This window comes from Ensifer adhaerens (assembly GCF_001270265.1).
Lineage (GTDB): Bacteria > Pseudomonadota > Alphaproteobacteria > Rhizobiales > Rhizobiaceae > Ensifer > Ensifer adhaerens_B.
In genome coordinates, this window is record NZ_LGAP01000014.1 from 34,063 (window position 1) to 57,981 (window position 23,919).

Annotated in this window: 23 protein-coding genes and 2 pseudogenes; 15 read left to right on the top strand and 10 right to left on the bottom strand. The window is 62.1% G+C overall.

The features are described 5' to 3' along the window. The first annotated feature begins 202 nt into the window (after positions 1-202). Together AC244_RS19795 and AC244_RS19800 are read left to right on the top strand one after the other, a co-directional pair. Positions 203-904: a DUF2161 domain-containing phosphodiesterase gene (locus AC244_RS19795; protein ID WP_053250625.1), complete on the top strand. Its 702-nt coding sequence runs from the start codon at positions 203-205 to the stop codon at positions 902-904. A 19-nt stretch (positions 905-923) separates the two neighbouring features. Next, entirely contained in the window at positions 924-1,292 is a 369-nt protein-coding gene (locus tag AC244_RS19800) for a YbaN family protein (protein WP_053250541.1), read from the top strand. A 40-nt stretch (positions 1,293-1,332) separates the two neighbouring features. On the opposite strand, the gene AC244_RS19805 is transcribed toward AC244_RS19800, so the two are convergent. The 6 genes from AC244_RS19805 to napE are packed head-to-tail and all read right to left on the bottom strand — an operon-like array spanning position 1,333 to position 5,956. Beyond that, on the bottom strand, positions 1,333-2,028 hold the full coding sequence (locus tag AC244_RS19805) for a NapC/NirT family cytochrome c (protein ID WP_053250542.1): 696 nt from the start codon (positions 2,026-2,028) through the stop codon (positions 1,333-1,335). A gap of 4 nt (positions 2,029-2,032) precedes the next feature. Then, the gene (locus AC244_RS19810; RefSeq protein ID WP_053250543.1) at positions 2,033-2,533 is read right to left on the bottom strand and encodes a nitrate reductase cytochrome c-type subunit; all 501 of its coding nucleotides are present in this window, start codon (positions 2,531-2,533) and stop codon (positions 2,033-2,035) included. Continuing rightward, complete coding sequence (napA, locus tag AC244_RS19815; RefSeq protein ID WP_053250544.1) at positions 2,503-5,007, bottom strand: periplasmic nitrate reductase subunit alpha; 2,505 nt, start codon at positions 5,005-5,007, stop codon at positions 2,503-2,505. Before napA ends, AC244_RS19810 begins: the two co-directional genes overlap by 31 nt. Then, positions 4,982-5,269 carry a chaperone NapD gene (locus AC244_RS19820; protein WP_053250545.1) on the bottom strand — a complete coding sequence of 96 codons (288 nt, stop codon included), beginning with the start codon at positions 5,267-5,269 and terminating at the stop codon, positions 4,982-4,984. The genes napA and AC244_RS19820 overlap by 26 nt, the downstream gene beginning before the upstream one ends. Then, complete coding sequence (napF, locus tag AC244_RS35525; RefSeq protein WP_082366947.1) at positions 5,262-5,756, bottom strand: ferredoxin-type protein NapF; 495 nt, start codon at positions 5,754-5,756, stop codon at positions 5,262-5,264. The genes AC244_RS19820 and napF overlap by 8 nt, the downstream gene beginning before the upstream one ends. Before the next feature lie 8 nt (positions 5,757-5,764). After that, a complete protein-coding gene (gene napE / locus AC244_RS19830) occupies positions 5,765-5,956 on the bottom strand; it encodes a periplasmic nitrate reductase, NapE protein (protein ID WP_053250626.1) in 192 nt (63 codons plus the stop codon). Positions 5,957-6,479: 523 nt separating this feature from the next. On the opposite strand from napE, the gene AC244_RS19835 reads away from it, so the two are divergent. The 7 genes from AC244_RS19835 to AC244_RS19865 all read left to right on the top strand — a co-directional run bounded on the left by AC244_RS19835 (position 6,480) and on the right by AC244_RS19865 (position 13,428). Continuing rightward, entirely contained in the window at positions 6,480-6,959 is a 480-nt protein-coding gene (locus tag AC244_RS19835) for a GNAT family N-acetyltransferase (RefSeq protein ID WP_053250547.1), read from the top strand. A 24-nt stretch (positions 6,960-6,983) separates the two neighbouring features. Continuing rightward, positions 6,984-8,006, top strand: coding sequence for a glycoside hydrolase family 3 N-terminal domain-containing protein (locus tag AC244_RS19840; protein WP_053250548.1), 1,023 nt, complete (start codon positions 6,984-6,986; stop codon positions 8,004-8,006). Between the two features lie 35 nt (positions 8,007-8,041). After that, positions 8,042-9,691, top strand: coding sequence for an ABC transporter substrate-binding protein (locus AC244_RS19845; RefSeq protein ID WP_053250549.1), 1,650 nt, complete (start codon positions 8,042-8,044; stop codon positions 9,689-9,691). Between the two features lie 162 nt (positions 9,692-9,853). After that, positions 9,854-10,831 (top strand): ABC transporter permease, encoded by a 978-nt coding sequence (locus AC244_RS19850; RefSeq protein ID WP_053250550.1) that lies wholly within the window; start codon positions 9,854-9,856, stop codon positions 10,829-10,831. Between the two features lies 1 nt (position 10,832). Further along, positions 10,833-11,723, top strand: coding sequence for an ABC transporter permease (locus tag AC244_RS19855; RefSeq protein ID WP_053250551.1), 891 nt, complete (start codon positions 10,833-10,835; stop codon positions 11,721-11,723). Then, positions 11,720-12,523 carry an ABC transporter ATP-binding protein gene (locus AC244_RS19860; RefSeq protein ID WP_053250552.1) on the top strand — a complete coding sequence of 268 codons (804 nt, stop codon included), beginning with the start codon at positions 11,720-11,722 and terminating at the stop codon, positions 12,521-12,523. Before AC244_RS19855 ends, AC244_RS19860 begins: the two co-directional genes overlap by 4 nt. Beyond that, complete coding sequence (locus AC244_RS19865; protein ID WP_053250553.1) at positions 12,520-13,428, top strand: ABC transporter ATP-binding protein; 909 nt, start codon at positions 12,520-12,522, stop codon at positions 13,426-13,428. Before AC244_RS19860 ends, AC244_RS19865 begins: the two co-directional genes overlap by 4 nt. Before the next feature lie 88 nt (positions 13,429-13,516). Here the strand turns inward: AC244_RS19865 and AC244_RS35530 are convergent. The 3 genes from AC244_RS35530 to AC244_RS19885 all read right to left on the bottom strand — a co-directional run bounded on the left by AC244_RS35530 (position 13,517) and on the right by AC244_RS19885 (position 17,864). Continuing rightward, positions 13,517-14,886, bottom strand: a protein-coding gene (locus tag AC244_RS35530) for an IS3 family transposase (RefSeq protein WP_234716987.1) whose coding sequence is annotated in 2 segments (ribosomal slippage) — positions 13,517-14,409 and positions 14,409-14,886 — 1,371 coding nt in all. Because the reading frame shifts where the segments join, the coding sequence is not laid out codon by codon here. 143 nt (positions 14,887-15,029) lie between these two features. Then, positions 15,030-16,073: a glutamine synthetase beta-grasp domain-containing protein gene (locus AC244_RS19880; RefSeq protein ID WP_053250556.1), complete on the bottom strand. Its 1,044-nt coding sequence runs from the start codon at positions 16,071-16,073 to the stop codon at positions 15,030-15,032. A gap of 393 nt (positions 16,074-16,466) precedes the next feature. Next, positions 16,467-17,864 carry a PLP-dependent aminotransferase family protein gene (locus AC244_RS19885; protein ID WP_053250557.1) on the bottom strand — a complete coding sequence of 466 codons (1,398 nt, stop codon included), beginning with the start codon at positions 17,862-17,864 and terminating at the stop codon, positions 16,467-16,469. A gap of 101 nt (positions 17,865-17,965) precedes the next feature. On the opposite strand from AC244_RS19885, the pseudogene AC244_RS19890 reads away from it, so the two are divergent. Next, positions 17,966-18,826 (top strand): annotated as a pseudogene (locus AC244_RS19890) (DMT family transporter); the annotation flags it as partial. 24 nt (positions 18,827-18,850) lie between these two features. On the opposite strand, the gene AC244_RS35535 reads toward AC244_RS19890, so the two are convergent. Then, the gene (locus tag AC244_RS35535) at positions 18,851-19,498 is read right to left on the bottom strand and encodes a substrate binding domain-containing protein (RefSeq protein ID WP_082366950.1); all 648 of its coding nucleotides are present in this window, start codon (positions 19,496-19,498) and stop codon (positions 18,851-18,853) included. A 181-nt stretch (positions 19,499-19,679) separates the two neighbouring features. Between AC244_RS35535 and AC244_RS19900 the strand changes: the two are divergent. From AC244_RS19900 to AC244_RS19920, 5 genes and pseudogenes are all read left to right on the top strand, one after another. Continuing rightward, a pseudogene (locus tag AC244_RS19900) lies at positions 19,680-19,888 on the top strand (DUF2798 domain-containing protein). Positions 19,889-20,019: 131 nt separating this feature from the next. After that, positions 20,020-20,766: a GntR family transcriptional regulator gene (locus tag AC244_RS19905; protein WP_053250559.1), complete on the top strand. Its 747-nt coding sequence runs from the start codon at positions 20,020-20,022 to the stop codon at positions 20,764-20,766. Between the two features lie 173 nt (positions 20,767-20,939). Beyond that, positions 20,940-21,626 (top strand): N-acetylmannosamine-6-phosphate 2-epimerase, encoded by a 687-nt coding sequence (locus AC244_RS19910; RefSeq protein ID WP_053250560.1) that lies wholly within the window; start codon positions 20,940-20,942, stop codon positions 21,624-21,626. 5 nt (positions 21,627-21,631) lie between these two features. After that, complete coding sequence (locus AC244_RS19915; RefSeq protein WP_053250561.1) at positions 21,632-22,489, top strand: ROK family protein; 858 nt, start codon at positions 21,632-21,634, stop codon at positions 22,487-22,489. Positions 22,490-22,502: 13 nt separating this feature from the next. After that, positions 22,503-23,831 (top strand): extracellular solute-binding protein, encoded by a 1,329-nt coding sequence (locus AC244_RS19920; RefSeq protein ID WP_053250562.1) that lies wholly within the window; start codon positions 22,503-22,505, stop codon positions 23,829-23,831. Positions 23,832-23,919: the final 88 nt, after the last annotated feature.

The following is a 23,919-nucleotide window of genomic DNA, read 5'->3' on the forward strand; positions in this document are numbered from 1 at the left end:
CTCCCACAGAGCAATATTAGCACACCATAAAGTTAAGACGAAGCACAACGTACCACCGCGCTGCGAACAGCCAACCGGATGACAAAGTTCCGGATCGGGGGTATCTGCATGGCGGGGCAACCGCTCTGCCCTGCCGAAATAAACGACGATGGCGGCGTTTGCCAAGACGAACCGCCTCCGATCTTGCCAGGAACCCATCCGCTTGGAGACAACACTCTATCTTCCGATCAAGCGCTTCCTCGAAGAAGCGGGATACTCCGTAAAGGGCGAGGTCGGGGGCTGCGATATCCTTGCGCTCAACGACGACGAGCCACCGCTCGTCGTCATCTGCGAGCTCAAGCTGACGTTCAATCTGGAACTGGTGCTACAGGCAGTGGATCGAGCCAATGCCGGTGACGAAGTTTGGATCGCAGCGCGTGTCTCGGCCAAGGGCAAAGGACGGGAGAGCGACCGCCGCTTTCGCGATCTCTGCCGCCGGCTCGGTTTCGGCATGCTCGCCGTCGCCGACAATGGTGCGGTCGATGTGATTGTCGCAGCATCCGCTGCCATGCCGCGCAAGAACCTGAAAAAGAGAGCGCGCCTCATCAAGGAGCACCGTCGTCGCAAGGGCGATCCGACGCTCGGCGGCGGCTCGCGTGCGCCGATCATGACCGCCTACCGCCAACAGGCGCTTGCCTGCGCTGCGGCGTTGCAGAACGGGCAGCTGCGACCGCGTGACCTGCGCGAAGCCGCGCCCGATGCGGCCAAGATCCTGCTCGGCAACGTCTATGGATGGTTCGAACGTGTCGACCGCGGCGTCTATGCGTTGACCGAGCTGGGGGCGGAAGCGCTTCGGCGCTGGCCGCAGGATCCGGTACCCGGCCAAAACGAAGCGGCGGCGATATCAACGTGTTCCGAAAACTGAACTGGCGCGGAGAGCACATATGAAACTTCCTCTTCGGCTGCTCTGCCTTGGTCTCGGATGGTTGATGGTCGGCTTTGCCGTCGCCGGCATTTTTCTGCCCGTCTTGCCAACCACACCCTTTCTGCTCCTGGCGGCGGGCCTGTTTGCGCGCGCGTCGCCGCGACTTGAACGCTGGCTGCTGGAGCACCCGAACTTCGGCCCCTCCTTGCGGCTGTGGCGGGATAAAGGTGCGATACCGGCACGGGCAAAGACCGCCGCCATCGCCCTGATGGTCACGAGCTTCGTCTTTTTCTGCATCGTCAGCAAACCGAGCCTGTCCCTCGCGGCGGTCGTCGCCGGGGCAATGCTGCTCCCGGCGCTCTTCATCATCACCCGGCCAACCGCCTGAGGGATCAATCCCTTCTCGGCGCTTTTGCCGGAAGCGACGATCAGAGATTGCTGGCGTGAAGCGCCATCATCGCTCGGCGAAGATCGTCGATCGGCGTCATGCCCGTCGTGCTTGTGCCTTCAAGCTCCTTCGGCATCTTCCAGCCGGGATCGATGCCCTGCATGTTCGGCAGTTCGTGTGCGATGCCCTTGTGGCAGTCGATGCAGGTCGCCTTGCCGGACAGCAGATAGCGCGTGTGAATGTTGGCCGCACGCTCCGTCTGCTTCTGCAAGTCCATGGCAACGGAGGAATGGCAGTTGCGGCATTCCAGACTGTCGTTCGCCTTTAGCCGGGCCCACTCGTGCTGGGCCAGCTCGAGCCGCTTTTCGAGAAATTTGGGGCGTGTGTTGATGGTGCCGAAGATCTTGCCCCAGACCTCTTTCGACGCCTGCATCTTGCGGGCGATCTTGTCGGTCCACTGGTGCGGTACATGGCAGTCGGGACAGGATGCGCGCACGCCGGAACGGTTGGAGAAATGGATCGTGCGCGTCAGCTCCTCATAGACGTTGTCTTTCATCTCGTGACAGGAGGTGCAGAACTTCTCGGTATTGGTGATCTCCAGCGCCGTATTGAAGGCACCCCAGAACATCACGCCGCCAATGAAGCCGCCCAGCGTCAGAAAGCCAAGGCTCAGCGTTCCCGCCGGCGTGCTGACAAGTCGCCACGCCCAGAGGATAAGTCTTCGGATCCGCTCCATGGGCTCACTCGCTTCCGGCCGGCTTGACGCCGAGTTCGCTCATGTCCTTGAAGACATTGTCGACCAGCGGGCGAACATCCGCCTGCGGCACATGGCACGCCGTGCAGAAATAGCGCCGCGGCGAAACGTCGGCGATCATCTGCCCATCGCGCGTCATGTAATGCGTCACGCTGATCATCGGCGCGCCGCTATCCTGCGTGAACTCGCGCTTGTGACAGGAGAGACAGCGATTGGTATTGACCGAAAGCTGATAGCCCTCGATCGAATGCGGGATGATCGGCGGCTGGTCCGGATAGGCGCGCATCTTGCGCTTGTCGTCGACCACCCATTTCGGCAAGGTCGCGGCCGCCCCGGTTTCCATCTGCGGTGTCGGACCTTCAAGCTGCGGCACCATTTGCTGGACGACCTGGGCAATCGCCGTCGTCGCGGCAAACAGCGCGAGGCCGATGGCAACAACCAACCATTCTGGTCGCTTCAAGCGACGGAGACGATCTTGACTGCGCATTTTTTGAAATCCGTCTGTTTGGAGATGGGATCCGTTGCGTCGAGTGTCACCTTGTTGATCAGCTGGCTAGCATCGAACCAGGGCACGAAGATCACGCCGGGCGGCATGCGATTGCGTCCACGCGTGTCGATGCGCGAGCGGATTTCGCCGCGACGCGACACGATCCGGACTTCCGCCCCCTGATTGATGCCGCGTTTGCGGGCGTCGTCCGCGTTCATGAAACAGCGGGCGCCGGGAAACGCACGGTAGAGTTCCGGCACGCGCATCGTCATCGAACCGGAATGCCAGTGTTCGAGCACGCGACCCGTCACCAGCCAGAGGTCGAACTCCTCGTCGGGCGATTCCGCTGGCGGCTCGTAGGGCACGGCGAGAATGATCGCCTTGCCGTCCGGGCGGCCGTAGAATTTGACGCCCTCGCCGGCTTTGACATAGGGGTCGTAGCCCTCGCGATAGCGCCAGCGCGTCTCCTTGCCGTCGACCACTGGCCAGCGCAGGCCACGCTCCTCATGGTAGCGGTCGTAGGGCGCCAGATCGTGCCCATGGCCGCGACCGAAGGTGGCATACTCCTCGAACAGCCCCTTCTGGAGATAGAAGCCGAAGGCTTCGGCCTCGTTGTTGGCGTAGTCGCCGCTGACTTCGCTCAACGGGAAACGATCGACCTCGCCGTTCTGGAACAGGACGTCATGCAGGGTCTTGCCCCTAAACTGCGGATTGGCCGCGAGGATTTCGGCCGGCCAGACTTCGTCGGTGATGAAGCGCTTGGAGAATTCGACCATCTGCCAGAGGTCCGAGCGGGCCTCGCCCGGTGCCTGCACCAGTTGGTGCCAGACATGGGTCCGCCGCTCGGCATTGCCGTATGCGCCTTCCTTCTCCACCCACATCGCCGCCGGAAGGATGAGGTCGGCGCTCATCGCCGTGATCGTCGGATAGGCATCCGAGACAACGATGAAATTCTCCGGATTTCTATAACCCTGGTAGGTTTCGTTGCTGGTGTTGGGGGCGGCCTGGACGTTGTTGTTGACCTGGACCCAGTAGAAGCTGAGCTTTCCGTCCTTCAGCATCCGGTCCTGCTCGACGGCATGATAACCAGGCTTTTCCGGGATGATCCCATGCGGGATGCGCCAGATCTCCTCGGCGTGTTTGCGATGCTCCGGATTGGTCACGGTCATGTCGGCGGGCAAACGATGGGCGAAGGTGCCGACCTCGCGCGCCGTGCCGCAGGCGGACGGCTGGCCTGTCAGCGAGAACGGGCTGTTGCCGGGTTCCGAGATTTTTCCGGTCAGAAGGTGAATGTTGTAGACCATCTGGTTCGCCCAGACGCCCCGCACATGCTGGTTGAAGCCCATGGTCCACAGTGACATGACCTTGCGCTGCGGATCGGCATAAAGCTCGGCCAGTTCCTCTAGGAAAGCCGGATCGACGCCGGTCAGTTCGGCCGTCTTCTCCAGGGTGTATTCCGAGACGAAGGCCTTGAACGCCTCGTAGTCCATCGGCTCCATCTTGCCGGGGTCGGATGAATTGGCCGCCTTGACCTCGATCGGATTGTCCGGACGCAGGCCGTAGCCGATGTCGGTGACGCCGCGCATGAAGGTGGTGTGTTTCTGAACGAAGTCCTCGTTCACCCGGCCCTTCTCGATGATGTAGTTGGCGATGTAATTCAGGATCGCCAGATCGGTGCCGGGCTTGAAGACCACCGGGATGTCGGCGAGGTCCATGCTGCGGTGGGTGAAGGTCGACAGCACCGCCACCTTCACATGCGGCTGCCCAAGCCGACGGTCGGCAAGCCGGGTCCACAGGATCGGATGCATCTCCGCCATGTTCGAGCCCCAGAGCACGAAGGCGTCCGCATGCTCGAAGTCGTCGTAGCAGCCCATCGGCTCGTCCATGCCGAAGGTGCGCATGAAGGCATAGGCCGCCGAGGCCATGCAATGGCGGGCATTGGGGTCGAGATTGTTCGAGCGGAAACCAGCCCGCATCAGCTTCGTTGCCGCATAGCCCTCGAAGATCGTCCACTGGCCGGAACCGAACATGCCGACAGCCGTCGGTCCCTTTTCCTTCAGCACCTTCTTGCACTGCTCGGCCATCACGTTGAAGGCCTCGTCCCAGCTCACTGGCTCGAACTCGCCGTCCTTGCTGTAGGCGCCGTTCAGCTTGCGCAGCAGCGGCGTCTTCAGCCGGTCGGAGCCGTACATGATCTTGGAGAGGAAATAGCCCTTGATGCAGTTGAGGCCGCGGTTGACCTCGGCCTGCATGTCGCCATGGGTCGCAACGACCTGCCCCTCCTTGACCCCGACCATCACGCCGCAGCCGGTGCCGCAGAAGCGACAGGGCGCCTTCGACCACTTGATCTCGAGCGCGCTGATACCTCCGGGCACAGGTTGAGCGGCTGCGGGCAATGCAATGCCGGCGGTAGCGGCGGCGATGCCGGCCGCGTGCGCCTTCAGAATGTCACGCCGCGTCAGTTCGGTGGTCATCGTCCATCACTCCTTCCGTTTCGACATGTTCGAACACCATGTTGGCCGCCACCACGCCCTCAAGCGTGGAGATCGTCGACAAGCATTCGCCAAGCATGCCGGTATTCGTTCCCTCGATGACGACGACAATCTTGCCGCCCTCATGCCCGTAGACCTCAACATTTTCCATGCGCGCCAGCGCGGCAAGCACGGCATCCTTCATCGCTGGAAGAGCGACTACGACAGCGCTTGAGATATGATATTGCCGGGGGACATCAGGCATGAACGCTCTCCTCAAGTCGCTGGGCAATACCGATGGCGCCGACCGGGCAGACCCCGACGCAGGCACCACACCCGCTGCAACTGTCGACGTCCACCTCCGGCAGAAACGGCCCACCGGTCCGAGGCCGAAAGCGGATCGCCTGCTCAGGACAGGCATCGCGGCAGGATTGGCAGGCGACGTTGTTTTTCGCCAGGCAGCCGTCGGCGATGGCAACGACATGGGCAAGGCGCGCCGCGCCCTCCAACACAAATACCGGCTCCGGGCAGGCCCGTGCGCAATCGCCGCAGAACGTGCATTCACCGCCTGAAAAATCGAGCGACGGACGCTCGTCCGTAAGCGAGATGATGTGCGTGGGACACTGCTCTACGCAACGGCCGCAACCGGTACATGATGTCAAGCTTTCAAGCGTGACGCCCGGCGGCAGGATGCGCCTTCGCTCCGCCTGCCGGCCCAGGAATAATCCGCGTCTGGTTGTCATCGCCCCCATCGATCACCTCAATGCCCGAGCGGGCCCGGAGGGCCGTAAACGATTTGCAGCATCCAGATGATGAAGCCGTAACCGCCGACCACGCCGACGGCAACCAGCGGCCAGATGCCGAAGGCCAGGACAAGGAAAGTCAGAAGCTCCTGACGCCGGCGAGATCGCGGCTCCTGCTCGGTCACGTGCTGTGGAGGTACCTCTGACACGTCAGGCTCCCGATCTTGTTGATCCGAAAGCATAGTAACAACCCGTGACAGAAAATAAAGCGGAACAAACTGTACTTTTATAATCAAGAATAAAAATAACATCTGTCAATTCAAAGGGATATTTCCCCTAGGAATTACAGTGGTTCTTTGGGGAAGAGAGAACAAAGGCCAAACTTAGTATTTTCGTAAATCACAATATGAGGAGAACAATGAAAGAACGATCGCCGGTGACGGCACCTTGAGGAGGATGCCAGCCGTGCACGCCTTGTCGACTTCGAAGCCATTGGTTTTTGGGAGCAACTCGACGATTCGTCGTTTCGCCGCTGGACCATTCGCCAAAGCCGACGCGCTGTAGCGCGACAATACTATGTGCCTTCAAACGTTCTCACCGCCGTCATCGTGGTGCGCAAGCCGTCGCGCCCCATCGCCACGATTGCCGGTTGACAACCAGCCTGAGATGAGGACACATATTGCATTACAAAGGGATCAATTCCTTAATAAAGGAATATACGGAGGATCAGGAGTGCCGGACTTGCTTGTGAGCTTGTATTCGCCGACGCTCGCCAATCTCAAGCGGAAAACCGACGCGGCCGGCATTCGCATTCGCCCGGCGCTTCCGCCCGAAATGCATGTCGTCGTCGAATGGGTAAGGCAGAACTTCAGTGACAATTGGGCAAGCGAGGTTTCCGTCGCGTTCTCCCGCCGGCCGATCGCCTGCCTGATCGCAGTGGAGGATGGAAAGCTGCTCGGCTTTGCCTGCTACGACACGACGGCGCGCGGCTTCTTCGGCCCGACCGGGGTCGCCGGCGAAAGTCGTGGCCGCGGTATTGGCGTCGATCTGCTGACCGCATCGCTGGAGACCATGAAGACGCTTGGACATGCCTATGCCTTCGTCGGCGATGCCGGTCCGGTCGATTTCTACGCCAACACCATCGGCGCCGTTGCCATCCCCGCCGCCGACAAAGGCATCTACGAAGGCATGCTTCGTAGTCCATCCAAATAATCACCTGAACATCGGAGCTTTCCCATGGCATCGACGCCGCTCGCCCTTTTCGTCGGGCTTCCAAACCCGACACTCTCGGGCGACGAATTCGCCCTGTTTCGCGAGACCAATCCACTGGGCCTCTTCGTCGGTCGGCGCAACCTGCGCGAGCCCGGTCAGGTCAGGGTCCTGATCGAACGCTTCCGCGAGGCCGTTGGCCGCGAAGACGCGCCTGTCTTCACCGACCAGGAGGGCGGCCGTGTTCAGCATCTCGACGCCGGTCCTTGGCCGCTTTTCCGCAGCTTCGGTCAATTCGCCGAACTTGCCCGCCATGACCCTGCCCTCGGCAAAAAGGCGCTTCGTCTTTCGTCGCAGGCGATGGGAACGATGATGACCGAACTTGGCCTCACCAGCGGCTGCTCGCCGGTTCTCGATCTCGTCTTCGAAACGACCAGTTCCGTCATCGGTGCGCGCTCCTTCGGTTCGGACCCGGATTTCATCGCCGCCCTCGGCCGCGAGGTGGTCGATGGTCTGCTGGAGACCGGCAACATGCCTGTGATGAAGCACATCCCCGGCCACGGCCGCGCGACACGCGATTCCCATAAGGAACGCCCGGTCGTCGACGCATCGCGCGAAACGCTCGTCGCAACCGACTTCAAGCCTTTCGTTGCCCTTAAGGATACGCCCTGGGCGATGGTCGCCCACGTCGTCTACTCCGCCTACGACAACGAGCTGCCGGCCTCGATCTCGCCGACGATGCACGAAGTCATCCGCAAGGACATGGGCTACGAGGGCGTGCTGGTCTCCGATTGCATCTTCATGGAATCGCTACGCGGCTCCCTGCCAGAGCGGGTGAAGCAGGTGCTCGACGCCGGCTCGGACGTAGCACTTCACAGCCACGGCGATCTTGCCGAGAGCGAGGCCGCCGCCAAGGCTGCCCGCCCGCTGACAGAGGCCGCCCAGAGACGCATCGCCGCCGGCCAGAGCCGGATCGGCAAGCTCAAGGTCGATGTTCGCGCGGCGCACGCCGAAGTCGAAGAAATGTTCAAGAGCGTCCTCGTCGCCTGACGGGACGCCTTTCACCAAGCAAGGGGGGAGAAATCATGAAAAAATCCATTCTCTGGGCAGCGACCGCGTTGACCCTTTTCGCTGCACCGGCCATGGCGCAGTCGGTCCTGACGGTCAACATCGAGCCGGCCACGACCTGGGTTCGCAACTTCAACCCGTTCAACCAGACATCGGCGCGTCAGAGCGCGCTCGATTTCATCTATGAGCCGCTGGTCGTCTTCAATCGCTTTGACGACAACAAGCCGGTCTTCCGCCTCGCCGAAAGCTTCAAGCTTGCCGACGATCTGAAGAGCATCGAGTTCACGCTGCGCCCCAACCTGAAATGGTCGGACGGCAAGCCGCTGACGGCCGCCGACGTCAAGTTCACCTACGACTACCTGAAGAAGTTCCCCGCGCTCGATTTCGTCAGCATCTGGACCTTCATCACCGGCGTCGAGGCCGTCGACGGCCAGACCGTGCGCTTCACGCTCGCTAACCCGAGCTCGCTTGCCGGCGAACAGCTGGCGCAGCTGCCGATCGTGCCGGAGCATGTCTGGAAGGATATCGCCGAGCCGGTGACCTTTGCCAACGAGACACCGGTCGGCAGCGGTCCGATGACGGAAATCCCGCGCTTCACCGGCCAGACCTATGACCAGTGCCGCAACCCGCACTACTGGGATGCAGCGACGCTGAAGGTCGATTGCATGCGCTTCCCACAGCTGGCCGACAACAACCAGATCCTGACCGCGACCGCGTCCGGCACCCTCGACTGGGGTGTTTCCTTCATCCCGGATATCGAGAATGTCTACGTCGCCAAGGACCCGGAACACTACCATTTCTGGTACTCGCCGAGCAGCATGGTGGCCTTCCTGTTCAACCAGGAAACCGCCAACGAGAACAACCGCAAGGCCTTCAACGACGTAAAATTCCGCCGCGCGGCCAGCATGGCGCTCGATCGCGGCACCATGGTGGACGTGGCCGGCTACGGCTATCCGACGCTCAACGAAGACCCGGCCGGCATGGGCGAACTCTATAAGAGCTGGGCTGATCCGTCGGTCGCGACCGACTTCGGCACCTATGGCAAATACGACGCCGATGCCGCCAAGGCTCTGCTCGACGAGGCCGGCTATGTCGACAAGGACGGCGACGGCTTCCGCGACAATCCGGACGGTAGCAAGATCTCCTTCTCGATCATCGTGCCGAGCGCATGGACCGACTGGATCGATACGGTGACGATTGCCGTCGAAGGCCTGCAGGCCGTCGGCCTCGATGCCAAGATCGAAACGCCAGAGGAAGCCGTCTGGACCGGCAACCTCATCAACGGTACGTTCGACGCGGCGATCAACAGCCTGCCGGCGTCCGCCTCGCCCTACTATCCCTATAAGCGCGCCTTCAGCGCTTCGGACAGGGGCAAGACGCGCTTCACCGCGCAGCGCTGGTTCAATGCCGACGTCGAGACGCTTCTGACCGAGTTCACCCACACGGCTGACCTCGCCAAGCAGAAGGAAGCCATGAACAGGGCTCAGCGCATCGTCGCCGAGAACCTGCCGATCATGCCGGTCTTCAACAATCCGAACTGGTACCAGTACAACACCAAGCGCTTCAAAGGCTGGGTGACGGCTGAGACCCCGTTCGTCAATCCGTCGATCTCGCGGACCAATCCGGCGCGCCTGCTGCATCTGCTCGCGCTCGAGCCGGTCAACTAATACCCCCAGGACTGGCGGGAGCGGCTCATCACCGGGCCGCTCCCGTTTTCGCGCCGGCCTCTGCAGCAGATCTGCTCCAGGATAAAGGCTTGCGCCGTTTCAAAGCGTTTCTGCCGCCTTGCCTGCCGGTAACAGGGTCAAGGCGCAGTCGATGGAGTCCCCATGGCTTTCCTGCTTCGCCGCCTATGTTTTTATCTGGCAGCCTTCCTCGCGGCGGCAACGATCAACTTCTTCCTGCCGCGGCTGATGCCGGGCGACCCCGTGCAGATCATGTTTTCGAGCGCGGGTGCGGAACTTCCGCCCGAAAGCCTGCAGGCGCTGAAACTCACCTTCGGCTTCGTCGACGGCCCGCTCTGGCAGCAATATCTGACCTATCTCGGCAGCATCTTCAGCGGCGATCTCGGCCGCTCGATCAAGTATTTCCCGCTGCCGGTGACGACGGTTCTCGGCAACGCCCTGATTTGGACGGTCGGCCTGATGGGCACGGCGACGATCGTCAGCTTCACGCTTGGAACCTTCCTTGGCATTCTCGCGGCCTGGCGCCGCGGCAGCCTGTTTGACGTCATCGTTTCGGTCGGCGCGATCTTCGCAACCTCGGTTCCGGCCGTCGTCACCTCGCTGATCGTCGTGTTCTTCTTCGGCTTCACGCTCAACTGGTTCCCGACGGGCTACGCCGCCGATCCGGCGCTCGACCCGGCCTTTACGCTGCAATATCTCGGCAGCGTGCTCTATCACGGCATCCTGCCGATGCTGACGCTCTGCACGGTGCTAACAGGCGGTTTCGCCGTCACCATGCGCAACAACATGATCAACCTGCTCGGCGAGGACTATATCATCATGGCCCGCGCCAAGGGGCTTTCGGACAGCCATGTGATGCTCTGGTACGCGGCGCGCAATGCGCTGCTGCCGACCGTATCGAGCCTTGCCATCGCCATCGGCACGATCCTCGGCGGTTCGCTGGTCACCGAAGTTGTGTTCAACTATCCGGGCCTCGGTAACATTCTCTATCAGGCGATCCTCGCCCGAGATTATCCGGTCATCCAGGGGCAACTGCTGATCATGACCGCGACCATGCTCGTCGCCAATTTCATCGTCGATGTCAGCTATGTGCTGCTCGACCCCCGGCTGAAGAGGGCGTGAGATGAAAACCCAACCCTTCGGATTGATCCGCAACCGCAAGGCTCTGGTCGGCGTCGCCATCATCGCCTTCATCCTCCTTGTGGCAATCGCGGCACCGCTGCTGACACCCTATGATCCGGGCGCCCGCGTCGGTCGGCCGCACCAGGCGCCGTCGCTTGCCCACTGGCTCGGCACCACCCGCATCGGCCAGGATGTGTTCACGCGGCTGATCTACGGCGCCCGCACCTCGCTTGCCGTCGGCTTCGGCGCCGGACTGCTGATCACCTTGGTCGGCACGGCGCTCGGCATTCTTGCCGGTTATCGCGGCGGCAAGGCCGACGAGGTCATCAGCTTCTTCACCAACATGGTGCTGGTCGTTCCCAACCTGCCGCTGCTGCTCGTTCTCGCCGCCTTCATCGGCCAGGCAAGCCCCTGGGTCATCGCGCTGATCCTTGGCGGAACGTCCTGGGCCTGGGGCGCCCGCGTGACCCGCGCCGAGACGCTTTCCGTCAAGCAGAAGGACTACGTCAAATCCGCGGAGATGATGGGCGAACCACGCTGGCGCATCATGACCTTCGAGATCTTCCCCAACCTGATCTCGATCGTCGGTATCAACTTCATCGGTAGCGTCATCTTCGCGATCATCACCCAGGCGACACTCGAGTTTCTCGGCCTTGGCGACCCGAAGGTCGTCTCCTGGGGCACCATGCTCTATGCCGCGCAGAAGGCGTCGGCGCTTTCGGTCGGCGCCTGGTGGGACATTCTCACGCCCTGCTTTGCGCTCGCCTTTCTCGGCATCGGCCTGTCACTGCTCAACTTTGCCGTCGACGAGATCGCCAATCCGCGGCTGCGCACCGGCAATCGCCTCGGCCGCTGGTCCGCTCTCATCCGCTCCGGGGAGGGTCGCCTGTGACCGCGCCATTGCTATCGGTGAAAAACCTCACGATCGACTATATCGGTGAGGAGAAGGACTTTCGCGCCGTCGACAATGTCAGCTTCGACGTCGCCCCCGGCGAGGTCTTCGGCCTTGCCGGCGAATCCGGTTGCGGCAAGAGCACCATCGCCTTTGCCATCAGCCGATTGCACAAGCCGCCGGCGTTGATCCGGCGTGAAAGCAGCATTCTGCTGAATGGCCGCAACGTGCTCGATCTCGATGACAAAGGCCTTCGCGATTTCCGCTGGCGCGAGGTCGCCATGGTGTTCCAGAGCGCGATGAATTCGCTCAATCCGGTGCTGCGCATTGAGCAGCAATTCTATGACGTGCTGAAGACCCACAAGGGCATGAACCGCACGCAGGCGCGCGACCGCACCGCCGAAATGCTGAAGCTGGTCGATATCGCACCGGACCGCATGCGCGACTACCCGCATCAGTTCTCCGGCGGCATGCGTCAGCGCATCGTCATCGCCATCTGCCTGGCGCTCGACCCGCGACTGGTGGTCATGGATGAGCCGACGACGGCGCTCGACGTCGTCGTCCAACGCGAAATCCTGCAGCGGATCAACGAGTTGCGGCGCAGCCTCGGCTTTGCCGTCTTGTTCATCACCCACGATCTCGGCCTGATGGTGCAGTTCTGCGACCGCATCGGCATCATGCTCGCCGGCAAGCTCGTCGAGCAGAACACGGCGGAGGCGATCTATGGGTCGCCGCAGCACGACTACACCAAACAACTCTGGGCCTCCTTCCCGTCCCTGCATGGAGGTGTTTTGCTATGACCGGCCAGCCAACCCCGATCCTTGCCCTCGACCGGGTCACCAAGACATTCGGCCATGGGCCGGGCGCAGTCCATGCGGCCCGTTCGATCTCGTTCTCGCTCCATGCCGGCCGGGCGCTTGCGCTCGTCGGCGAGTCAGGCAGCGGCAAGACCACCTGCGCCCGCATGGCGATGCGCGAATATATGCCGACGGAGGGGAAGATCCTCTTCAAGGGCGAGCCGGTCGACGGCGCTAGCCCCGCCGAGACGGTCCGCTACCGCCGCGCGGTGCAGATGATCTTCCAGGATCCGTTCGCCTCGCTCAACCCGGCCCATACCATCGCCTACCACCTGAAGCGGCCGCTGCTGCTGCACCGCCCGGATATCAAGCGTTCCGAGATCGACGCGACGGTGCGTGCGCTGCTGCAACAGGTGAAGCTCGACCCCGACATCGTCGCACCAAAGTATCCGCACGAGCTTTCCGGCGGCCAGCGCCAACGCGTCAACATCGCCCGTGCGCTCGCCGCCAAGCCGGAAGTGATCGTCGCTGACGAGCCGACGTCGATGCTCGACGTCTCCGTTCGCCTCGGCGTGCTCAATCTGCTCAGCGAGATGAAGCAGCAGATGAAACTCGGGCTGCTTTACATCACCCACGACATCGCCACCGCCCGTTATGTCGCCGAGGATATCGCCGTGATGTATGCCGGCCAGATCGTCGAGTGGGGCAATGTCGGCAAGGTGATCGACAATCCCGCCCATCCCTATACCAAGCTGCTGCTCTCCGCCGTGCCCGATCCCGATATCCGCTTCGACGACCCGAGCGTTCGGCTGCGTCCTCAGGATGTGGAAGAGATCAGGCGCAAGTCGGCGATGACGCAGGACAAGATCGTCGAAGTGGACACCGACCACTTCGTCCGCGCCGCCTGAACCGGCTCCCGCCCTTCACACGGCTATCCTCCCAGGACGGCAAAACAAAACGCCCCGCTTGTGAACTGACCCCGTAAAGTTGGACGGTTTACAGGCTGGGACGACTTAAGGGCTGGGTTCTGTATTGCACAGGGCTCAGCCCTTTGAGTTTCAGTTTGATGCGGTGGTTGTCGTAGTAGTGGATGTAATCCTCGACACCGTGTCTGAGGCTGCTGATGCCGTCAAAGCGATTGGGGTGGAAGAACTCGGATTTGAGAGTGGCAAAAAAGCTCTCGATGGCGGCGTTGTCGAGGCAGTTGCCCTTGCGTGACATGCTCTGGGTGATGTTGCGGCTTTGAAGCATGCGCCGCCAGGCAGGCATCTGGTATTGCCATCCCTGATCGGAATGCAGGATCGGTCTTTCGGTGTCGCCAAGTTGATCGAATGCCTTGGCCAGCATGTCCTGAACCAGCTTGAAGACGGGACGTCTTGCCGTCTCGAAGGCGACAATCTCGCCGTTGTAGAGGTCCATGACCGGTGAGAGGTAGAGCCTTTCGCCGGCGACGCTGAACTCGGTGACGTCCGTCACCCATTTCTGGTTCGCGCGCTCGGCACTAAACTGGCGCTGGATCAGATCGGGAGCCACGTGCCCGCTCTGGCCTTTATAGGAGCGGTATTTTTTGGGCCGAACCATCGACTTCAGTCCCATCTCGACCATCAGCCGCTGGACGGTCTTGTGATTGACTGTCGCCCCGAAACCACGGATCGCTGCCGTCACACGGCGATAACCGTAGCGGCCCTTGTGGGCGTCGAAAATCGATCTGATCCTCGCCTTCAGTGCCGAATGCCGATCGGCCAGGGACAGGGCCTTCTGCTGATAATAGAACGTGCTGCGCGCAAGGCCCGAAAGCTTCAGCAACGCCTCGAAAGGATAGGACGGCCTTAACGCTTGGACGGCTTGCGCCTTGTCGGTGCTTGATGCTCCCGCGTTAAGGCCTCGAGTTTTTTTAAGTAAGCGTTCTCCATGCGCAGATAGTTCAACTCCGCCAGAAGCTCTTCGCGGCTTCTGGTGTCATCGTTCAGCGGAGCATTCGTCTTGCCGGAGATGGTTGGTGGCTCGGGCATCGATCGCGGCCTTCCTTTCCGACGCGGGGCCAGGGCTTCTATCCCGCCCTGTTCATAACGCCTCTCCCAATCCGAAAGGCAGCTTGCATTACGAATGTTGAAGACTGCGGCTGTCTGCCGGTAAGAGAGCCCATCATCCCACATCCGCTGCAGAACCGACAGCTTGAACACAGCCTCATAGGCACTGACCTTCTTCGACAGGCCCGCCGAACCATGCTCGTCATGAAGACGGACCCACTTGCGAGCCGTCGAATGATCAATACCGAACCGCGCTCCCACCTCCCGGTAGCTCCGTTCGGCGCTCAGATAAAAAGCCACAACAGAACGCTTGAACGCCGTGCTGTGTTTGCTCATGCAAAAACCCCCGAAGTTGGAGGTCCAACTTTCGGGGGTCAGTTCATTGAGAGCGGGGCGTTTTGTTTGCAACCGTTGCCGATCGCATATCCTTGCTGGCGGAGCGTGCATGGCGTGCCGCTACAGCACGCCATGACACATGCTCAGGCCGCCTTCATCTGCTTTTCGACATCCGTCGGAACGGTCGAGATCGTCTTCAGGATCTGCGAGGCGATCTGGTAGGGGTCGCCTTGCGAGTTCGGGCGACGATCTTCGAGATAACCGCGGTAGTCGTTGTTGACGAAGCTGTGCGGAACGCGGATCGAGGCGCCGCGGTCAGCCACGCCGTAGCTGAACTGGTGGATCGACTGCGTCTCGTGCTTGCCGGTCAGGCGCATGTGGTTATCAGGGCCGTAGACGGCGATGTGGTCCGCGCAGGCGTCCTCGAAAGCCGACATCAGGTTCTCGAAGTAGTCCTTGCCACCGACGTCGCGCATGTAAGCGGTCGAGAAGTTGGCATGCATGCCCGAGCCGTTCCAGTCGGTGTCGCCGAGCGGCTTGCAGTGATACTCGATGTCGATGCCGTATTTTTCAGTCAGGCGCTGCAGCAAGTAGCGCGCCAGCCAGATTTCGTCGGCGGCCTTCTTGGAGCCCTTGCCGAAGATCTGGAATTCCCACTGGCCCTTGGCCACTTCGGCGTTGATGCCTTCGTGGTTGATGCCGGCCGCCAGGCAGATGTCGAGATGTTCTTCGACGATCTTGCGGGCGATATCGCCGACATTGCTGTAGCCGACGCCGGTGTAATACGGACCCTGCGGTGCGGGAAAGCCGGTTTCCGGGAAGCCGAGCGGGCGGCCGTTCTTGTAGAAGAAGTATTCCTGCTCGAAGCCAAACCAGGCGCCTTCGTCGTCAAGCACGGTGGCGCGGGTGTTGGACGGATGCGGCGTCTTGCCATCGGGCATCATGACTTCGCAGAGCACCAGAACGCCGTTCTTGCGTTCGCTGTCGGGATAGACGGCCACAGGCTTCAGGACACAGTCCGAGCTCTTGCCTTCCGCCTGCATCGTCGAGCTTCCATCGAAGCCCCAGAAAGGAAGCTGCTCCAGCGTCGGGAAGGCATCGAATTCCTTGATCAGGGTTTTTCCGCGGAGGTTCGGGGCCGGTGTGTACCCATCGAGCCAAATATACTCGAGCTTATACTTTGTCATTGCGTTCTCTCACATGGCGCCATGATCTGGCTAAGTTCCGAAGCGGTCCGGCAATCCAATTCCATTGCTCAACAACCGGTACTCACAAGAAAGCATTAATCGTGCCAGTTCGCGTTTGCGCCGCCAAAGAACAAAAAATCAATACTCGCGGCATTCCCGGCAGCGGACCGAGCAGCACTCCAAGACTAAGGATGAAGCGAATTGCACACAAAATAGGCACGGGAAGCCGCACTTTGCGGCACGGGCCGGTCGGAGTGCCGTAAACACTGGCGAATAGGAGCGACACGGTTGGGGCGACTTTGTCGGATCGACAACGACAGGCGTCCGAAAGCCTGCTCGAAAAACAAGCACCGCCTCGCGGCTCCGTCAAAACGGCCCCGTGGACATGAGTGATCAGTGAGCAATCGCCGCGAGCACGCGAAACAGGCGCTCATCGGTCGATTGGGCGACGTTGAAGCGCAGAAACCCGGCTGCCGAGCCGGAATGGCTGAAGGCATTGCCGGGTGCGAGAACGATATCGTGTGCCAGCGCCTTCTGCGCCAGCTCCGACGCATCAAGACCCTCCGGAAGCCGACACCAGAGGAACATGCCGGCCTGCGGCTCGATCCAGGGCGTGATCCCGACCGCCGCCAGGCGCGCGGCCGTCTCGGTCATCGTCCGCGTGAGGCGCAAACGCAAGGCCTCCATGTGCTTTCGGTAGCTGCCGTCTCGAAGCAGCGTCAGCACGAGTTCGGCGGCAAGGCTTGGACCGCCGAACGTGGTCGCGATCTTGAGATCGGTCAGCCCCTCGATCCAGCCTCGCGGTGCTGCGATGTAGCCGCAACGGACAGAGGCGGAGAGCGTTTTGGAGAAGCTGCCGATCTGCACGACACGGTCGAGGCCATCGAAGGCAGCAAGCCGCGGTGCCGGCGCATGCTCGAAATCGGCGAAGATGTCGTCCTCGACAATCGTCAACCCTGCCTGTTCGGCAAGCCGCAGCAGACGGTGCGCAACAACAGGTGAGAGCGTGGCGCCGGTCGGATTGTGGACGGCGGAATTGGTGATGTAGAGGCGAGGACGATAGGCCTCCAGCGCCTCGGCGAACCGATCGAGATCGGGACCTACAGGCGTATAGGGCACGCTGACGACATTGACGCGATGCGCCCGCAAGAGCGCCTGGAAATTGAAGTAGCAGGGATCATCGACGATGACGGCATCGCCGGGTTCGAGCAGGAACCGGCAGAGAAGATCGATCGCCTGGGTGCCAGACTCGGTCAGGATGATCTGGTCGGGGGATGCCTCGACACCATGCTCGGCCAGCCGTCGCGCCAACAGTTGCCTGAGCGGCCGCAAGCCGAGCGGCGTGCCGTAATCCGTCAGGCTGGTCGCATCCGCGCGCGCGATCGAGCGCAGCGCCCGCCTGAGCGCCGCCTCCGGCATCCAGGACGCCGGCAGCCAGCCGCAGCCGGGCTTCAGCACCTTGGCATCCGTTTCAAGGGCCTGACGCGAAACCCAGAGCGGATCGACTGCGCGGTCGATCCGCGGACCGACCTCAGCGAGTGACAACGGCGCCAGAGGCGCCGAAACGAAAAAACCGGAGCCGGGCCGCGACCGTATAACACCTTCTGCGGCCAGCCGCTCATAGGCCTCGACGACCGTCGATTTGGAAACACGCATTGTCGTGGCAAGCGCCCGAATGGAGGGAAGCTTGGCGCCCGGCGTCAACGACCGCCCGGCAATGCGTTGCCGGATCGTGCCCATGACGCCCTCAAGCAAGGTCTCGCCGCCGGTCTCGGTTAGTTGAAACGCCATCTGTATTGGACCTTCATGCAGGACAGTTTGGCGCAACTGTACCGCATTGTCTCTGGAAGAACCATCGCAGCGGGCCGATACAGGTGAAAAAGGAGACGACAATGGACAGAACGACGACCGGCTGGATAAACGGCTTTCTGGGTGTGTTGATTTTCAGCGGCTCGCTGCCGGCGACACGGGCAGCCGTCATGGACTTCGACCCGGTATTCCTGACGGTCGCCCGGGCTGCGATTGCGGGTGCGCTTGCGCTCTGCCTGCTGCTTGTCTTTCGCCAGCCCAGGCCGACGCGCGCCGATCTGGTGTCGCTGGCGATCGTCGCCTTCGGCGTTGTTCTCGGCTTCCCGCTGCTGACCGCGCTGGCGCTCGAGCATGTGACATCGGCCCATTCGATCGTCTTCATCGGGTTGCTGCCTTTGGCGACCGCCGTTTTCGGCGTGCTTCGCGGTGGCGAGCGGCCGCATCCGGCCTTCTGGCTGTTTTCCTGCCTCGGCAGCGCGCTGGTTGCCGGCTTTGCGCTGATGCAGGGCTTCTCGGCCTCGCCGATCGGCGACCTTCTGATGCTTGCCGCAGTCGTCGTCTGCGGTCTCGGCTATGCCGAGGGGGCGAGCCTGTCGCGCAAACTCGGCGGCTGGCAGGTCATCTGCTGGGCGCTGGTGCTGTCGCTGCCGATCATGGTCGGCATCGGCCTCTTCACCAACCCGCCGTCGTTCGAACTGGTGAACGGCGCCGCCTGGACCGGACTTGCCTATGTCTCCGTCTTCAGCATGCTGATCGGCTTCATCTTCTGGTATCGCGGGCTGGCGCTCGGCGGCGTCGCCGGCGTCGGACAGCTGCAACTGCTGCAGCCGTTCTTCGGCCTGGCCCTTGCCGCAGCGCTTCTCCACGAACCGGTCAGCGGGGCCATGCTCACTGTTACCGGCGCCATCGTCCTGTGCGTCGCCGGTGCCAAGAAGTTCGAAAAATGGGCGGCAAGGCCACCGCCGCTATCAGAGGTGATCGAGCTTGAGCCGCTTGCTCAGGAGGTCGATGAATGTGCGGACATTTGCGGTGGGCGCCCTGCCTTCGCGCCACAGCACATGGATCGGAACAGGCGCAGGATCAAACTCGTCAAACACGATCTCGACCCGGCCCTCCGCGATCAGATGCTCGATCTGCCATAGCGGAGAGTAGCCGAGACCGAGCCCCTCGCTGACGGCAGCGTAGACCGCGGTCATGGCGCTCACCCGCAGCGGGCCGGATACCTTGATCTCACGCGGCTTGCCGTCGATCGTGAACATCCATGCGCCGGGTCGGTCGCCGCCGGAACGAACGACGCAATTGTGCTGCTTGAGGTCCTGCGGATGCTTCGGCCGGCCATGGTTTGCGAAATAGGATGGCGTGCCGAAGACAACACGGCGAACAACTCCCAGTCGCTTTCCCATCAGGCCGGAGTCGGCGAGGTCTCCAATCCGCACCACCATGTCGAGCCCGCCGTCTGCGAGATCGACAAATGCATCGGAAAGGTCGAGTTCAACCTCGACCTTCCGATGCTGCCGCATGTATTCGGCAACGATCGGCATCAGGAAGCGCGGGGCAAACAGCGCCGGCGCACCGACCCGCAGCACGCCTGAAGGCTCAAGCCGGCGTTGTGCCACCTCAAGCCGGGCTTCGCGGCCTGTCGCTCAGGGCCGCTCTTGGGCGGGAACCCCGGAGCCTGCGGGCCTTCATCGAAAGCTAGCGGCCGGCAGCAGGCCCCGCCCTCGGCCCCACTCCTGAAATCTCGGAACACGAGCCCGCCCAACGAAGAAACTTCCTCATCGCTACAACGCCATCGCCATGCCGCTGGTGTTTCGATTCTGATGTCCAGCCTCGTCTCGGCCGTCTCGACCGCAGCCAATACCGGCCTCAGGGCCGGTCTGTTCTCCCTGTGGATGAAAGCCTGGGGCATCTCGTGGCTGGTGGCGTTTCCAAGCCTGCTGCTCGTGCTGCCGCTGGTTCGCGCGATCGTCGCTGCAATAGTGCAGCCGCCGCAAGCGCGGCGCTAAGTCTGAGATCGCAAACGGTCCGAACCGGGCTAGCGACATGCGTTTCAAGGTAAAAACAGGCGACGACAATAATACCAGTTTAACACCTGAGAAAAATATTGCATAAGGAGACATCTCAAGCAGGTGTCTCCATGAGCGATCAGGCAACTCTCGACTTTCTGTTGCAGACCATGTCCGGCGAGAGCGGCGAGCCGCTCTACCGCCGGCTTGGGGAGGCGATCAAAGCGGCGATCGGCGCCTCCGTTCTGCGGCATGGTGCCGTCATTCCAAGCGAGCGCGACCTGAGTGAGGGTCTCGCGATATCTCGAGTGACAGTGAGGAAAGCTATCGAAGGGTTGGTCGCCGAAGGGCTGCTGGACCGGCGGCAGGGTGCGAAAACCGTCGTCTCCTCGCGTGTCGAAAAATCCTTGGCCACGATGACCAGCTTTTCCGAAGACATGCGGTCACGCGGCCTTGAACCCGGCTGCGTATGGATTTCGCGGGAAATCAGCCGCCCGTCACCGGCCGAGATGATGGCGCTCGGTATTCCCGTCAGCGAAAAGATCGTTCGCCTGCGGCGGTTGCGCACCGCCGACAACACCCCGATTGCCATCGAAACTGCGGCACTTCCCGCCCGTTTCGTACCTCATCCGGAGGCGATCGGCGCGTCACTATACGAGTATCTGGCCGCCCATGGCGCCCTTCCCGTCCGGGCGCTGCAGCGCATGCAGGCAAAGCCGGCAAGCGAGGAGGAACGCCGCCTGCTCGCCACCCCCGAAGGCACCAGCCTGTTGATCATGGAACGCCGCTGCTTCCTCGCCGACGGCCAGATCGTCGAATTCACCCAGACCAAGTATCGCGGCGACGTCTACGACTTCGTCATCGAATTGATGCGATAATACCAGTTTAATTCCTGTTGCAATCTGGTCTTGCCCTGCTACCGTAATGGCCTGATCGGGTCGCAACGGTGCCGGGCTGAACCAGCCCCCAGCCATGACGCGGCCGAGTAGAAAATGCGCGCGGGGAGAGGTGGAGGTCGCAGGACTTCTCATCCCTCGCCAGAGGAGCCGGCGTGACATTCGAGATCCAAAGCCTCAAGAACGGACTGATCGTTTCCTGCCAGCCGGTCAAGGGCGGCGTCATGGACAACGCAGCCATGGTCGTCGGCTTCGCCCTGGCAGCGCTCGACGGCGGCGCGGCGGCGCTGAGGATCGAGTCCGCCGATTACGTGCGTGCCGTTCGCCAGGCAACCGACCAGCCGATCATCGGCCTCGTCAAGCGCGATCTGACGACCTCACCCGTTCGCATCACGCCGCTCATTGACGACGTCGAGGCGTTGGCCGCAGCCGGCGCCGACATCATCGCCTATGACGCAACCCAACGGACGCGCCCGGTCGAGACCAAGCGCCTGATCGAGCGCATCCACGCGGCGGGAAAAATCGCCATGGCCGATTGCTCTGTTGGCAGCGACGCCGAGCACGCATTGCGTGAAGGCGCCGAAATCGTCGGCTCGACACTCGCCGGCTACACCGGACCGATCGAGCCGACCGAACCGGACTTCGCGCTCATCGCCGCCATGCGCAAGCTTACGCCCTTCGTCGTGGCGGAAGGCTGCGTGCGGACGCCGGAACAGGCATCGCGTGCCCTGCGGGCCGGCGCCTTCACTGTGGTCGTCGGCTCCGCCATTACACGGCCGGAACACGTCACTTCATGGTTCCGCGCAGCGCTCGACGAAACCCTGGCATCGAGCGGAGCGTGAACGTGATGGCGCAGGCGCAGGCCACCCTTTCCATCGACCTTGGCGGCACGAAGACGCTGGCGGCGCTGGTGCGCGACCGGACCGTGCTGGACACACACAGGATGGCGACACCCCGGGACGGCGATCCGGCCGAATGGCTGCAGGCCTTGTTCGACGCCATCGCCGCGTGGACGGGACGCTATGACAAGGTCGGCGCCGCCGTCACCGGCATCGTCGACGATGGCCATTGGTCGGCGCTCAACCGCAACACGCTCGACATCCCCGAGCGTTTCCCACTGACCGACACGATCACCCGGCTGTCCGGTTCACCTGCTTTCGCAGCAAACGACGCGCAGGCCGCGGCCTGGGGCGAGTTCAGCTTCGGCGCCGGTCGACACGAGGACATGGTCTTCCTCACGGTCTCGACCGGGATTGGCGGCGGCATTGTCGTCAACGGCCGCCTTCTCGGCGGCCTTGCCGGCCATTTCGGCCAATTTCGCCTCGACGAAGCATCGCGCCATACGCTCGAAGATCAGGTTTCCGGCCATTGGATCGCCAAGGAAGCAAGCGTCCATCAAAAAAATGCCACCGCCCGCGAGGTCTTTGCGGCGGCGAACGCCGGACAGGATTGGGCGCGACGGATCGTCGAGACCTCGGCGCGCCGGACGGCGCTTCTTTGCCGCAACGTGCAACTCGCGCTCGATCCGAAGCGCATCGTCATCGGCGGCAGTATCGGGCTGGCGCCGGGCTACCTGACATCCATCGAGCGCGCACTGAGCGACTTTCCGCCGCGGCTCAAGCCATCGATCCACGCCGCCGAACTCGGGGAGAACGCCGGCGTGGTCGGCATCGCAGATCTTGCAGAGCGTCAACAACAACTTTGAGGGAGAACCAAAGATGACACTTGCGACCATGAAACGAGGAGCGCTGCTCGTAGCCAGCATCGCCAGCCTTCTGGCAAGCCCGGCGTTGGCGGAAGTCACCGTGCTCGGCTGGCCGGGCGGCCCGGAGGAAGTGGCGCTGCGCGCCGCCGCCGATGCCTACAACGCCAAGTCCGACGTTGCCGACAAGGACAAGGTCGAACTCCTGTTCTTCAACCGTGACGGTTTCTGGGACAAGCTGCAGGCCGATCTTGCCGCAGGCTCCAAGGCGTTCGACCTCAACCTGCTCGCCACCTATTCGATCGGCCGCTACGCCCCGTTCATGGAGCCGGTCGAACTGTCTGATGAAGCCAAGGTTGTCTATGGCGACTCCGTGCTTTCGACGATGCAGTATGAAGGCAAGCAGTATGGCGTGCCGACCGACCTGTCGCTGCATTTCATGTATTTCCGCAAGGACCTGGTCGACGCCCTGATGAAGGACGATACGGCGAAGGCTAGATATGCGGAGATCTCGGAGAAGCACCTGGGCAAAAAGCTCGAGCCGAAGGCTCCGGACGAATGGACCTGGGACGATTACGCCGCAACGGCGCTCTACTTCACACAAGCCGTCAATCCTGATAGTCCGACCCGCTACGGCACCGTGCTGCAGCTCAAGAACCTGCTGTTCAACATCATGATCTGGCAGTCGGTGCCGCGTGCCTACGGCGCCAACTGGATGGACGACAGTGGCAAGATCACCGTCAATTCCGAGGCCTATCGCAAGGGTCTCGAAATCTACAAGCTGCTCTACGACAACGGGGCGACGCCGCGCGATTCCCTCTCCTACGAGTTTGCGGAAGCTAACGCCGCCTTTGCTTCCGGCCAGGTGGCCGCCATGCTGCAATGGAACGCTGCCGCCGGCGACCTGACCAGCAAGGAAAAGTCCCCGGCTGTTGCCGAGGTCACTGACACCGTCGCGCCTCCGGCCGGTCCGGAAGGTCGCTTCACCCATATCCACGGCCTCGGCTTCGGTCTCAATAAGAACGCCGAGAACAAGGAAGGGGCAGCACTGTTCCTGAAATGGCTGTCTTCCAAGGAAGCGGCACTGATCTACGCCAGGAACAACGGCGCACCGGCGTTGACGCCTGAGGTCGTCGCGGAAGTCGCCGACGCTCGTCCGGATCTCGTCAAGCTCGGTGAGTTCGCCGGCAAGTACGGTTACGTCATGAACGGCGGCACCTCGGCCAAGGCGCTCTCGGTCTACGAACTGCAGGCGAAGGAATTCACCGGATACTGGTCCGGCCAGCAGTCGATCGACGATGCGCTCGCCAACACCGAAAAGGGCATGGCTGAACTGCTGAAATAAGCGAAAGCACCGGCGGCGGCACGCACGCCGCCGGTGTTCTTCGGCAAGCGCGATAGCCACGCGATGCAGGCACCCAACGGGTGCCCGT

Excerpts from the sequence above, each read along its gene's own strand:
- AC244_RS19840 (WP_053250548.1), top strand. The coding sequence starts at position 6,984 with ATGGCATCGACGCCGCTCGCCCTTTTCGTCGGGCTTCCAAACCCGACA.
- AC244_RS19885 (WP_053250557.1), bottom strand. The coding sequence starts at position 17,864 with ATGGCGTTTCAACTAACCGAGACCGGCGGCGAGACCTTGCTTGAGGGC.
- AC244_RS19880 (WP_053250556.1), bottom strand. The coding sequence starts at position 16,073 with ATGACAAAGTATAAGCTCGAGTATATTTGGCTCGATGGGTACACACCG.
- AC244_RS19865 (WP_053250553.1), top strand. The coding sequence starts at position 12,520 with ATGACCGGCCAGCCAACCCCGATCCTTGCCCTCGACCGGGTCACCAAG.
- AC244_RS19820 (WP_053250545.1), bottom strand. The coding sequence starts at position 5,269 with ATGCCTGATGTCCCCCGGCAATATCATATCTCAAGCGCTGTCGTAGTC.
- AC244_RS19800 (WP_053250541.1), top strand. The coding sequence starts at position 924 with ATGAAACTTCCTCTTCGGCTGCTCTGCCTTGGTCTCGGATGGTTGATG.
- AC244_RS19850 (WP_053250550.1), top strand. The coding sequence starts at position 9,854 with ATGGCTTTCCTGCTTCGCCGCCTATGTTTTTATCTGGCAGCCTTCCTC.
- napA (WP_053250544.1), bottom strand. The coding sequence starts at position 5,007 with ATGACCACCGAACTGACGCGGCGTGACATTCTGAAGGCGCACGCGGCC.
- AC244_RS19855 (WP_053250551.1), top strand. The coding sequence starts at position 10,833 with ATGAAAACCCAACCCTTCGGATTGATCCGCAACCGCAAGGCTCTGGTC.
- AC244_RS19905 (WP_053250559.1), top strand. The coding sequence starts at position 20,020 with ATGAGCGATCAGGCAACTCTCGACTTTCTGTTGCAGACCATGTCCGGC.
- AC244_RS19845 (WP_053250549.1), top strand. The coding sequence starts at position 8,042 with ATGAAAAAATCCATTCTCTGGGCAGCGACCGCGTTGACCCTTTTCGCT.
- AC244_RS19810 (WP_053250543.1), bottom strand. The coding sequence starts at position 2,533 with ATGCGCAGTCAAGATCGTCTCCGTCGCTTGAAGCGACCAGAATGGTTG.
- AC244_RS19920 (WP_053250562.1), top strand. The coding sequence starts at position 22,503 with ATGACACTTGCGACCATGAAACGAGGAGCGCTGCTCGTAGCCAGCATC.
- napF (WP_082366947.1), bottom strand. The coding sequence starts at position 5,756 with ATGGGGGCGATGACAACCAGACGCGGATTATTCCTGGGCCGGCAGGCG.
- AC244_RS19805 (WP_053250542.1), bottom strand. The coding sequence starts at position 2,028 with ATGGAGCGGATCCGAAGACTTATCCTCTGGGCGTGGCGACTTGTCAGC.
- AC244_RS19915 (WP_053250561.1), top strand. The coding sequence starts at position 21,632 with ATGGCGCAGGCGCAGGCCACCCTTTCCATCGACCTTGGCGGCACGAAG.